The following is an 11,831-nucleotide window of genomic DNA, read 5'->3' on the forward strand; positions in this document are numbered from 1 at the left end:
GGTGTCAGCGCGGCGCGTGATCGCGGGCCGTGAGCACGAAGAGCTGCGCCATCAGGTCCGCGAGCAGCCGCAGCTGCGGGTCGTCGGTGAGCGGGGTGTGGCGCCACGGCGCGACGTGGGCCTCGAGGCCGTCGAGCGGGCCGGCGAAGAACAGGCGCCGCAACGCACCGCCGAGCACGTCGTGCGCGGCCGATTCCGTCGGGCTGCCGAGGGTGCTGTCGGCATGGCTGCCCCATGCCGGCGTGGCGAGGAAGGGCGAGAGCACCACGCCTTGCAGGCGGCCGTCGCGCAGGAAGCCGCCCAGCGTCAGGTCGTAGGGTTGCAATGGCCCGTGCGCGAGCGCTTCCTGCAGCAGCGCGGGCAGCACGCGCAGGCCCTTCGGCGTGACGACGTAGGCGACCGCGCCCCAGTTGTAGAGCGTGCGTGCGTCGAGAAAGTCGATGCCCGAAAGCGCGTGACGCGGCGCGCCACTTCCTTGCGGCGGCAGGCGTCGTTGCAGGCTGTGCCAGAGCGCGAGCAGGTGCTGCGTCGAAGTCACGGGCTGGCATTCGAGAAAAGCGATGTCGCAGCCCTCGGCTTCGAGCTGCGCGAGCGCGCCGCTGCGCAGCACGGCCGGCAGGGCCTCGCTGAGCTGTGCGTCGTCTTCGAGCACCAGCAGTGCTTCGTCGGGGTCCGCGCGGATGAGTGCTTCGGTGTGCGAGAGAAAGCAGGCGTGCTCGCCGGGCGTGATCGCCGCGTCGCCGGGCGCGAGTGCCTGTGCATCGATGGCTGCGTGTCGCCAGACATTCGTCAGCCCGAGCCGCTGCAACTGCGCGTCCATCGCGGCGCGGCGCTCGGTGCTTCGCTCGAGATTGATGTAGCAGCCTTGCATGGGCATCTCCGGTGCGTCATCGCTGAAGGAGCGATGTAGTGAACATCATGGCGGCGGACGGTCGAGAGGCTGGCACGGACCGCCCGTGGCTCAGCGTCGTGCTGCCTTTCTACCGCAAGCTGGCCGAGTTCGAGCGCGTGCTGCCGATGAATGCGGTGTATTGGGCGCGGCCCGGCATCGAGGTCGTGCTCGCACTCGACGAGCCCAGCGAGGAGGCGGGCGTGCTGGCGCTGGTCGACCGCTTTCCGCAGATCCGCTGGAAGGTGCTGGTGAACGACGTCGCGCATGCATGGCGCCCGCCGTGCAAGGCCATCAACGCCGGCGTGCGCGGCAGCGCGGGGCGCTTCGTGCTGGTCCATTCGCCCGAGTCCGCCTACGTGGGCGATGCGCCGGCCCTGCTGCTGCACGCCGCGATGGGGCACGCGCGCGGCGTGGCGGTCGGTCGTGTCGGCTTCGCGCGCTTCGACGAACTCACCGAAGCGCTCGACGCCGTCTTCGCGCGCCAGGTGCCGCCCGAGCTGTTGCTGCAGACCTTCTACGGCTCGCTGTGCTGCGCGCGCGAGGCCTTCGAGGCGGTGCACGGTTACGACGAATCGTTCGAAGAGTGGGGTGGCGACGACGACAACCTGCGCGTGCGCCTGGAGATGGCGGGCTGGCAGCTGCTGGCCTGCCCGGACGCGCATCTGCTGCATCTGTCGGACGAGACGCGCACGGGCGGCGAGCAGTTCGACCGCGATGTGGACTGGATCAAGTGCACGCCGCACGAGGCGCGCGCAGGCGATGCCGGCTGGGGCCGCGACTTCGGGCGCATCGCGCGCGACGACAGCGCCCGTGCATGGCCCGCCGAAGCGCCGCACTGGCTGGCTGCCGCACCCGTGGTGCCGATGGGCTCGCGTCGCCAGTGCGAGGTCTGCGCACGCCTGCTGCACCACGAGCCCAGCGCCTTTCATTGCCCGCGGTGCGCGCGCCCGCCGATCGCACCGCGTCTCACGTCGCGGCTGCGCATCGTCTGCGTGATGCAGCTGCGCAACGAGGCGCGCTGTCTGCCGGGCTGCCTCGACCACCTGCGCGGCCACGTGGACGGCATCGTCGCGCTCGACGACGGTTCGACCGACGGCACCGCCGACATCCTGCGACGTGAACCGATGCTGCTGGAGCTGCTGTCGAACCCGCCGTGCGACGACGGCGCGCATGTGTGGCGCGAGAACGAGAACAAGCGCCGCCTGCTCGAGGCCGCGCGCCGCCACGGCGCGGGCTGGGTGCTGGTGTGCGATGCCGACGAGCGCTACGAACAGCTGTTCCTGCGCCACCTGCACGCGACCGTCGATTCGCTGCCCGACCACCAGCTCGCCAGCCTGTCGCTCGTGTCCTGCGAGCTCTGGAACTCGCCCGACGCCTGGCGCAGCGACGGTCCGTGGGGGCGCAAGTCGCGCGCGCGGCTGTTCCGTTTGCCGCAGCAGATCTCGTTCGAATTGAGTCCGGAACTGCACGGCCCGTGGCTGCCCGACGATGCGCAGCGCTACGGCCCGATGTTCTACAGCCGCTACCGGCTCTACCACCTCAAAAGCATCCGGCATGCGGACCGCGTGGCGCGGCGCGATCTCTACACGCGGCTCGATCCGGCGCGGCAATTCCAGACCATCGGCTACGACTACCTCGCGGAGGAAGGCCCGGGGCTGCAGCTGATGCGCATCGAGGCCGACCGCGACTACGACCGCCGCACCTTGCCGCCCGACCTGCAAGCGGCTCAGCCGCCCAGCCCCAGCGTTCTCGCGAAGTCGCCGCGGTAGGTGCGCAGGCCCTGGTGCGACAGCCGCGAGCGCGTGTCGACATGCACGCGCCCGCCGATCGATTGCCAGCGGCGGCAGAAGCCGTAGTCCTCGCTGAGGTAGCGCCCGTTGCCGGGTTCGGCGAACACGTCGAAGAAGCGGTAGTGCGGCCGCGCCGCGGCGACCGGGTCGTCCATGCGGTCGGGCGTGTAGCGCAGCTCGGGCAGCGCCTGCGCCATCTGCTCGAGCACGCGGCGCGCGATCAGCATGAAGCCGGTAGGCGCATCCAGCACTTCAAGGAAACCGTCGGCGTCCACACGCGCGCCCGCGTCGTTCACGTTGACCGGGAACGCCGCATGCAGTGCCTCGAAGTCCGCGCGCGTGGTGCCCGCCGGCAGCGGCGCGCGCAGGCCGCCTTCGGGCCAGCCGTCGCTCTTGTGCGGGTACACGCCGGCCACCACGTCACGCCCCGCACCCAGCAGCCGCAGCGCGGCCTCGGGCTCGAAGCCGATGTCGGCGTCGATCCAGAACAGGTGCGTCCAGCGCGTGTCGGCCAGGAACTCGGCGGCCAGCCGGTTGCGCGCGCGCGTGACGAGGCTGTCGCCGTCGAGAAAGCGCGTCTGCATCGCGAAGCCGTGGGTCCAGGCGAGGTTCACCAGGCCGAGCAGGCTGCGCGCGCACTCGGTGCCGACCGCGCCGCCGTGGCAGGGCGTGGCGACGAAGGGGCGGACGTCTTTCAGGTCGATGGCGGTGGGCATGCGTGGTCAGGCGCCGGGCGCGTGGCGCCGCGTGGTGAGCAGTGCGCGCAGCTTGGCCGGCGCCACCGGTTTGGTCAACAGCGTCACGCCGCCGTGGCGCAGCCGCTGCAGCACCTCGGGCCCGGTGGCGCCCGACACCAGCACGGCGAGCGCGCCGGGCTGCAGGCGGCGGGCGGCGTCGATCACTTCCACGCCGTCGGCGTCGCCGGCCAGTTGCAGGTCGCACAGCACGGCGTCGTAGACGATGTCGCCGGTGCCCAGCCGCGCCAGCGCCTCGGCGCCGGTGGTGACGCATTCGACCTCGCAGCCCCATTGCGTGAGCAGTGCGTGGGTGCCGTCGAGGATGGCGGGGTCGTCGTCCACCACGAGGCAGCGCAAGCCCGCCAGCGGCGCCGGGGCCATCGGGGCGGGCTCGGGCGGCGCGACGTCGGCCTTGCGCGCGGGCGGCAGCGTGAACGCGAAGGTGCTGCCCGCCTGCAGCGCCGAGCGGACGGTGATGCGGGTGCCCAGCAAAGTGGCGATGCGCGCGCAGATCGCCAGCCCCAGGCCGAAGCCGCGGCGCCGGTCGCGCTCGGTGTTCGCCACCTGGTAGAACTCTTCGAAGATGCGGCCCTGGTGGATGGGCGCGATGCCCACGCCGTTGTCGCGCACCTCGATGCGCACGCCGGCCCGGCTGCGCCGCGCGGCCACCAGCACGGTGCCGCCCTCGGGCGCGTGGCGCAGCGCGTTGGCCACCAGGTTGCCGACGATGCGCTGCACCATCGCCGCGTCGCTGCGCACGGCCAGCCCGCGGTCGCGCCAGTGCAGCCGCACTTGCGCCGCGCTGGCGGCGGGCGCGTGCTGCGCGTCGAGCTGGTCGAACAGCGCGGCCAGCGAGACACGCGTGATGGCGGGCGTGAGCACCTGCGCGTCGAGCCGCGAAATTTCCAGCAGGTCGTCCAGCAGCACGCCCATGAAGCCGGTGCTCTCCTGCAGCCGCAGCACGGCCGGGCGCTGGGCCTCGGTGGCGCTGGGCAGCAGGCCGTCGATGAAGAGGCCCATGGCATGCAGCGGCTGGCGCAGGTCATGGCTCGCGGCCGCCAGGAAGCGCGCGCGCGACAGGGCGGCCTGCTCGGCCTCGGCCATGCGCTGCAGCGCGACGGCGGTGGCTTCGCGCACGCGCTCCTCGCTCACCTGGCGGTTGTATTGCAGGCGCTCGGCGAGGCGGTCGATGTCGTGCGCGAGCACGGCCAGCTCGTGCGTGCCGCGCGTGCCGCCTTCGACCACGTCGCAGCGCACCTCGAAGTGGCCGGCCTCCAGCGCCGCCACGGTGCGCGACACGCGCCGCAGCGGCCGCGCCACCGTGCGCGCCATGTGGCGCACCGAGGCCCACGCCGCGAGCAGCGCGACCAGCGCGATGCCGATGCCGGCGATGAGCGAGCGGCTGCGCTCGTGCGTGTAGGCGGTGGTGTCGCGGAAGGTCTGCACCAGGCCGATGGGCGTGTCGCCCGCTGCGGTGGAGCCGGCCGGCGCGAAGGCGCTGGCGCGCGAGGCTTCGCGCAGCGTGACTGGCGCGCTGAACATGCGCAGCTGCGCGAGCGATTCGTTCTTGGGCCCGGCCGTGACGTACACGCCGGCGCTGTTGCTGATCTCCACCCGCGTCACCTGCCCGCCGCGCAACGCGGCCGAGGCCACGTTCTGCAGCGCCGGCAGGTCGCCCGCGTAGAGGCTCAGGTCGGACATCGCCGCCACCTGTTTCGCCACGGCCTGGCCTTCGGCATCGAAGGCGGCTTCGAGCGTCTGCAGCCGGTTGTGCGTGAACCAGCCGGTGAGCGCCAGCGCCACCGCCGCGCAGGGCACGACGCCCAGGCGGAACAGGTCGCGCTGCAGGTTGCCGCGCACCACCAGCGACGTGGCGGCCGGTGGGGGAGGGGGCGGTGGCGCTTCGGTCGCCGTGACCGCTCCCGCCGCCGTCGGGCGGGACAGCGGGCTCGGGGGGACCGGCGTGGTGCTCATCGCGGGGCTGCGAGTCGTTCGGTGAGCTCCCGTTCCTCCGGCGGACGCAGGCCGAGCCCGCGTGCCACGGTCGCGTTGATCCGCACGGTGGCCGGCGTGGCCGCCTCCACCAACGGGCCGCTGCCGGTGCTGCCGGCGCTGGCCACCTTCTGTCCGAGCTGGCGCGCCTGCTGGGCCAGCTGGCCGGGCGTGGAGACCGCCGCCGCCAGGCCGCCCGAGCGCACCAGCCCTTCGCTGGCGCCGAACACCGGCAGGCCCGCGCCGGCGCCGGCATGCAGCACCGAGAGCGTGGCGGCCTGGCTGTCGCCGATGAGGTCGGGCAGCACCACGAGGGCGTCGCTACGCGGCACGAGGGCGCGCAGCGCGGCGGCCAGCGAGCGCGCGTCGGGCGCGATCTCGACCTGCAGGTCCCAGGGCGGGTTGGCCCCCTGTGCGGCACGCTGCAACTCGCGCACCAGCGGTTCGGATTCGGGCGTGGCGATGACGCCCAGGCGGCGCTTCTGCGGCAGCACGGCGTTCACCAGCGCGAGCTGGTCGGCCATGGCCGGGTCGCGCAGCAGCACGCCCACGCGCCGGTCGCCGCGACGCAAGGCGGCGGGGCTGGCGGCCTTGAGGGTCTCGTAGTCGAGGCGGCTCAGCATGGCCAGCACCAGCGGCTCGGCGCCGGGCCGCTCGAGGGCGGCGCGCGCGGCGGTGGTGCCGATCGCCACGGTGAGGCCCGCGTCGCTCGCGGTGCGCAGGCTGCGCGTGCGCACGCCGGTGTTGGCGGCGGGCTCGGTGTCGGCGCTGGCCGGTTCCGCGGCCGTGGCGCCCGGTCCGATGCGCACGAGTTCGAACTTGCCGGAGGCCGGTTGGCCGGTGCGCAATTGCTGCACGAACTCGGCCGACGCGGCCTGGTCGTCGCCGACGAGCACCGTCAGCGTGGCCGCCGATGCCACGCGCGGCGCGGCGGCCAGGCACAGCACGAGGCCGAAGGCCAGCAGCGCGTGGACAGCACGGGGCACTCTTCCGAAGAAAAGCGGAATGGGGAGGGTCACGGCGACGGACATGGACTGCTTTGTATGCAGCGAGGGGCAATGACCCAATGTAAGGACGCGCCTTGTTTCCCGCGATAAGGCGGAGGGCTTATGCCCGCATGCGCGAGGGCCTGCGCGTGTGAGGAAGATCACACCGCGGCGGCTGCTTGGTCTATGTCCGACGGACTACCCGGCGCCTACCGGGAAGGTACCGTGTCAGAGGCCCGCCGCAATCACCAACGCGGCCGCGCGCTGCGCCTGGATCGCCTGGCGCAGCACGCGCGGCGACACCGGCTTGTAGAGCACGGCGATGCCGGCGGCGGCCACTTCGCGCAGCCGGTCGGGCTTGGTCTCGCCGGTGACCAGCAGGCGCGCGGTACCGGCGCCGATGCCGTTGGGGTGGCGTTCGAGCGCGGCGATCACGTCGAGGCCGTTGTCTCCGCCCTGCAGCAGCAGGTCGCTCACCACCACGTCGGGCGGCGTGTCCCAGTGGTCGGCCAGCGTCAGTGCCTCGGCGCGGGTCTGCGCGGCCAGCACCGTGGCGCCCCAGTTGGACAGCACCACGCTCAGGCCTTCGAGGATCGTGCGTTCGTCGTCGATGACGAGGATGCGCAGGTCCGCCAGGCTGTCGCCGTTGCTCTCGTCGTCGGCGCTGGCCGCCGCGGGCGCCGGTGCCACCGGCGCCGGCAGCGCGGCGGGCGCGGCGCGCACCTGCACGCGCACGCAGGTGCCCTTGTTCAGGCGCGAGCTGAGCTCGACGAGCGTGTTCAGCAGCTCGGCCAGCCGCTGCACCGTGGCCAGCCCCAGGCCCATGCCGCGCGCGCCACCGGGCGCGTTGCTGCGGCTGGCCGGCTCGACCTGGTAGAACTCCTCGAACACCCGCGCCTGGTGGTGCGCGGCAATGCCCACGCCGGTGTCGACCACGTCGATGCGCACGCCCTTGCCGCGGGCGCGCGCGCCGATCAGCACGCCGCCCTCGACCGTGTGGCGCAGCGAGTTCGACACCAGGTTGTTGAGGATGCGCGAGAGCATCACGTAGTCGCAGCGCACCCACAGCTCGGTCTTGCGCACCACCAGCCGCAGGCCCTGCTGCTCGGCCACGGGGCGGAAGTTGCGGCTGATCTCGTCGAACAGCCGGTCGAGCGGAAAGTCGGCCCACTGCGGCTGCAGCACGCCGGCGTCGAGCTGCGACAGGTTCAGCAGCTCCGAGAACAGCCGGTCGAGCGAATCCACGCACTCGCGGATGTGGCCGATGCGCTGCAGCTTCACCGGGTCGGTCTCGCCGTTGGCCAGTCCGTCGGAGAACAGCGTGAGCGCATGCAGCGGCTGGCGCAGGTCGTGGCTGGCGGCGGCCAGCAGCCGCGTCTTGGCCTGGCTGGCCACCTCGAGCAGTTGGTTCTTGCGCGCCAGCTCGGCCGTGGCCTCGTTGATGCGGCTTTGCAGCAGCCGGTGGCTTTCGGCGAGTGCGCGCGCCGCCTGGTTGAAGCCGTGCTGCAGGTGGCGCACCTCGGAGGTGCCTTCGATCGCCACGCTGGCGGCCTCGCCCGCGCCGAGCCGGTCGACCGCCTCGCCCAGCGCGCGGATCGGCTCGCTGATGCGGCGCGCCGCCCACCAGCCGGCCAGCCCCACGCCCAGCAGGCTCATGGCCAGCACAAGCGCCACGTTGAGCCAGACCGAACGGCGCGCGCTCTGCACCGCGTCCAGCCCGATCTCGACCATCACCTTGCCGTTGTGGCGCCCGTCGTCGCTGACGATCGGCACCACCACCTGCAGGCCCTCGCCGCGGCGGCGGTCGACGGTCTCGGAGTTGGCGACGATCTCGCCGTCTTCCGTCCAGATCTGCACCTGCTGCACGTGCGGCTGATAGGTGCCGGTCTGCGCGGTGCGCGCCAGCGCGCGGCGGTCCATGCGCGACAGCGGCGCCTGCGCCACCGTGGCCACCTGCAGCGCCACCGTCTGCGCGTTGGCGCGCATCAGCTCGGTGAGGTTGCCCAGGTGCTGGCGCGTGAGCACCGCGATGGCCACCAGCGTGGCCGCCGTGGCCGGCACCAGCGCCAGCAGGATCAGCTGCTGCGCGAAGGTGAGGCGGGCCAGCCCGCGCAGGAGGCGGAAGTTCCAGTTCATGAAGGCCTTGAACGCATGGGGCGCGAGCTTAGGGCCACGGCCCCGAACAGGGAAGACCGGAAAAACATCACGAGAAAGACTCGCATTTGGGATGTAATGGCGTCCGCGTCGCCCATGTTAGACCCCGCCGGCTCGCCGCGGGCCCCGTGTCTTCCGCTCCTTCCATGCACGCCTTCTTGCGTCGTTTCGGCAGTTTCATCAGCACCGGCCGCCGTGCGGCCCTGGCGCTGGCCATGGGGCTCTTGCTGCTGCCGCTGCCGGCGGCGGCGCAGGCCTCGGCGCCCGCCGCGGACGCGCCGGTGCGCTTCGGCATCCTGCCGCTGGGCGGTGCCTTCGAGTCGCGCAGCGACTGGGACCCGCTGCTGGCCGAACTCAGCCGCGCCATCCAGCGGCCGGTGAGCGTGCTCTCGGTCAATTCGTACGAGGCGCTGGAGCAGGCCATCCAGCGCGGCGAAGTCGATATGGCGTTCCTGTCGGGAAAGATGGCGCTCGATGCCGTGAGCCAGAAGCGCATGAAGGTCGTGGCCCAGGTCGTGCGGCACGACGGCCTGCCCGGCTACCGCGGGCTGCTGCTCACGCGCAAGGCGCCGCCCTTCAACACGCTGAAAAACCTCGTCGACCAGCCCGAGCGCTGGCGCCTGGCGCGCGGCGAACGGCAGTCGGTGTCGGGCTTCATCGTGCCGCAGCTGCAGTTCTTTCTGCCGAACCACATCGTCATGGAGACGCGCTTCCTGAGCGAGGTGGTCGGCACCCACCAGGCCAATGCGCTGGCCGTGGCCAACAACGAGGCCGACGTGGCCACCAACAACTCGGCCGATTTCGAGCGCTTCAAGCTGCGCTTTCCGGCCGAGGCGCAGCGGCTGCAGGTGCTGTGGGAGTCGGAGCTGATCCCGCACGCGCAGATCGTCGTGCGCCGCGAGTACCCGCCCGAGCTGCGCCTGCGCGTGCAGGCCTTCCTGGTCGCCTACGGCCGCGGCAAGGGACCGCGCGGCGACGCCGAGCGCGTGGTGCTCAAGTCGCTGCACGACCTGGCCGGCTTCGTGGCCGCCGACAACAGCTCGCTGCTGCCCGCCGCCAAGCTGGCCTACCAGCTCGCCATGCAGAACGCGAAGACCGCGCAGTGGGTCAACGATGCGGCGCGCCAGGCGCGGCTGCAGCGCCTGGAGAGCGGCTATGCCGAGCAGCTCGCCGTCTTGAAGGATGTGAGCCCTTGAACCGTCGCACGATGCTCGCGCTGGCCGTGTCGTCGCTGATGGCGCCATGGCTGGCGGGCGCGCAGCCTGCGCCAGCGTCCTCCGCCAAAGGCCCGCTGGTGATCAAGGAAGTGCGCTTCGGCGTGCTGCCGCTGGGCGGCACCGTCGAGTCGCGCGCCTTGTGGACGCCGCTCATGGCCGACATGAGCCGCGCGCTGGGCCTGCCCGTCAGCGCGTACTCGGTGCCGTCGTACGAAGAGCTCGACCGCGCCATCGGCCGCGACGAGATCGACATGGCCTTTCTCTCGGCCAAGATGGCGCTGGACGCCGTCATGCAGCGGCGCATGAAGGTGGTGGCGCAGATCGCGCGGCGCGACGGCATGCCCGAGCACCGCGCCGTGCTGCTCGCGCGCAAGACCGGGCCGCTCAACACGCTCGAAGGCCTGCTGGCCCAGCCCGAGCGCTGGCGGCTCGCGCGCGGCGACAGCCGCTCGGTCACCGGCTTCATCGTGCCGCAGAGTCAGCTCTTTCTGCCCAACCAGATCGAGATGGAAACCCGCTTTCGCAGCGAGTTCGTCGGCACCCACCAGGCCACCGCGCTGGCCGTGGCCAACGGCGACGCCGACGTGGCCACCAACAACACCACCGACTTCGAGCGCTTCCGCCAGCAGTTTCCGGTCGAGGCCGCGCGGCTACAGGTGATCTGGGAATCCGAGCCACCGCCCGGCGCGCCGATGGTGGTGCGCCGCGACTACCCGCCCGAATTCCAGGCGAAGCTGCAGGCCTTCCTCGTCGGCTACGGCAAGGGCAAGGGCTCGCGCGCCGACGCCGAGCGCGAGGTGCTGAAGAACCTGCGCGCGGCGTATGGCTACGTCGCGGCGGACGACAGCGCGCTGCTGCCGGAAGCCAAGCTGGAATACCAGCTGGGGCGCCAGCGCGCGTTGTCGGCGGCGTGGGTCAACGATGCGGCACGGGAGCAGCGGCTGCAGCGCATCGAGAAGGCGTATGCGGCGCAGGTGGAGGCGCTGAAGGCGTCGAGCGCTTCCCGCTGAGGCACGGCCCGCGCAGGCCGCGCCCATGACAAATCACTCGCTTTGCGCGGGTATCTGAAGACACGTCGCGGCGGGCGACCATTGTTGTCATTGCAAACGCGTGGTGGCTTCCACACTGCGCGACCTCTTTTCGGGTGAAGGCTGCTGTCGTCGAAGGCGTTCTTGCGAATGGCTTTGTGCGGTGTGCGTTGCGCGTCGGAGAGAGGACGGGGCGAGAGCCCGTATCCGACAACAACGATCTCTATCGGGAAGGCAGTCACGCAATGAAGACCTACAAGATATTCAAGGACCCCCTCGGCAGTGTGCAGGCCATCAAGGACGGCTGGAGCTGGCCGGGGTTTTTCTTCGGGGCGTTCTGGGCCCTTTTCCATCGCATGTGGTGGGTGGGGCTGGGCCTTATGGGCTTGGCGATGCTCATCGTCGCTGGAGAAGACGCCATCGGAACGGCGGCCGCGGATGGATTGCTCAACGTGCTTTCTGTCATCGTGTCAGTGGGGTTCGGTATGGGTGGGAACGCCTTGCGCGTGGGACAACAGATTCGCAGGGGCTATGAGGAGATTGCGGTGGTGCAAGCCGCCAATGTGGAGATGGCGCTGATTCAGGGGCATGCGGCAGCGGCAGCGAAGCCCGGGACGCTCTGAGAAAAATCCCACGCATGGTGAATGCGGTGCGTGGAGTTTGACGATTGTTATCAGTGTGATCGCGAGGCGACTCGCAAACTGCGCGACCTGTTTTCCTCCCAAGGAAGTCGTCGATGCCGCGCACGCTGTCTGTTTCCTCTGCTGCGATCCCTGTTGTTCTTGGCCAGGCTGCACTGGAGCCCGTGCGGCTGTCGGGGCATGAAGGGGTCAACAGCCTCTTTGCCTACGAACTCTTTCTCAAGACCCCGGATGCGCTGGCTCTGTCCGGCGTCTCTTCTGGCGCCGACTTCGACCTGGATGCCTTCATCGGCCAGGAGATCAGCTGCGAGATCGAACTCGATGGCTCTTCCCCCCGCCAGATCAACGCCCTGATCACCGACGCAGCCCTGTGGGGCGAGGAAGGGCGCCACGC

General features: G+C 71.3%; 10 protein-coding genes. 5 read left to right on the forward strand and 5 right to left on the reverse strand.

Annotated elements, in window-relative coordinates; all coding sequences use genetic code 11:
• Nucleotides 1-4: 4 nt before the first annotated feature.
• The gene (locus AC1RGU_RS26090) at nucleotides 5-871 is read right to left on the reverse strand and encodes a glycosyltransferase family 25 protein (protein ID WP_492699073.1); all 867 of its coding nucleotides are present in this window, start codon (nucleotides 869-871) and stop codon (nucleotides 5-7) included.
• A gap of 47 nt (nucleotides 872-918) precedes the next feature.
• On the opposite strand from AC1RGU_RS26090, the gene AC1RGU_RS26095 reads away from it, so the two are divergent.
• A complete protein-coding gene (locus AC1RGU_RS26095) occupies nucleotides 919-2,661 on the forward strand; it encodes a galactosyltransferase-related protein (protein WP_492699086.1) in 1,743 nt (580 codons plus the stop codon).
• On the opposite strand, the gene AC1RGU_RS26100 is transcribed toward AC1RGU_RS26095, so the two are convergent.
• The 4 genes from AC1RGU_RS26100 to AC1RGU_RS26115 all read right to left on the reverse strand — a co-directional run bounded on the left by AC1RGU_RS26100 (nucleotide 2,619) and on the right by AC1RGU_RS26115 (nucleotide 8,533).
• Nucleotides 2,619-3,398, reverse strand: coding sequence for a hypothetical protein (locus tag AC1RGU_RS26100; protein ID WP_492699074.1), 780 nt, complete (start codon nucleotides 3,396-3,398; stop codon nucleotides 2,619-2,621). The genes AC1RGU_RS26095 and AC1RGU_RS26100 overlap by 43 nt on opposite strands.
• Before the next feature lie 6 nt (nucleotides 3,399-3,404).
• Entirely contained in the window at nucleotides 3,405-5,393 is a 1,989-nt protein-coding gene (locus AC1RGU_RS26105) for a hybrid sensor histidine kinase/response regulator (protein WP_492699075.1), read from the reverse strand.
• Nucleotides 5,390-6,397 carry an ABC transporter substrate binding protein gene (locus tag AC1RGU_RS26110; protein WP_492699076.1) on the reverse strand — a complete coding sequence of 336 codons (1,008 nt, stop codon included), beginning with the start codon at nucleotides 6,395-6,397 and terminating at the stop codon, nucleotides 5,390-5,392. Before AC1RGU_RS26110 ends, AC1RGU_RS26105 begins: the two co-directional genes overlap by 4 nt.
• Before the next feature lie 228 nt (nucleotides 6,398-6,625).
• A complete protein-coding gene (locus AC1RGU_RS26115; protein ID WP_492699077.1) occupies nucleotides 6,626-8,533 on the reverse strand; it encodes an ATP-binding response regulator in 1,908 nt (635 codons plus the stop codon).
• 164 nt (nucleotides 8,534-8,697) lie between these two features.
• Between AC1RGU_RS26115 and phnD (AC1RGU_RS26120) the strand changes: the two genes are divergently transcribed.
• The 4 genes from phnD (AC1RGU_RS26120) to AC1RGU_RS26135 form a co-directional block, all read left to right on the forward strand.
• Nucleotides 8,698-9,747: a phosphate/phosphite/phosphonate ABC transporter substrate-binding protein gene (gene phnD, locus AC1RGU_RS26120; protein WP_492699078.1), complete on the forward strand. Its 1,050-nt coding sequence runs from the start codon at nucleotides 8,698-8,700 to the stop codon at nucleotides 9,745-9,747.
• 11 nt (nucleotides 9,748-9,758) lie between these two features.
• The gene (gene phnD / locus AC1RGU_RS26125; RefSeq protein WP_492699088.1) at nucleotides 9,759-10,778 is read left to right on the forward strand and encodes a phosphate/phosphite/phosphonate ABC transporter substrate-binding protein; all 1,020 of its coding nucleotides are present in this window, start codon (nucleotides 9,759-9,761) and stop codon (nucleotides 10,776-10,778) included.
• A 263-nt stretch (nucleotides 10,779-11,041) separates the two neighbouring features.
• Nucleotides 11,042-11,419 (forward strand): DUF2628 domain-containing protein, encoded by a 378-nt coding sequence (locus tag AC1RGU_RS26130; RefSeq protein ID WP_492699079.1) that lies wholly within the window; start codon nucleotides 11,042-11,044, stop codon nucleotides 11,417-11,419.
• A 113-nt stretch (nucleotides 11,420-11,532) separates the two neighbouring features.
• Nucleotides 11,533-11,831, forward strand: a 299-nt coding sequence (locus AC1RGU_RS26135; RefSeq protein WP_492740810.1) for a contractile injection system protein, VgrG/Pvc8 family, incomplete at its 3' end; no start/stop codon positions are given.

The organism is Variovorax sp. GW823-FHT02B07 (genome assembly GCF_058797695.1).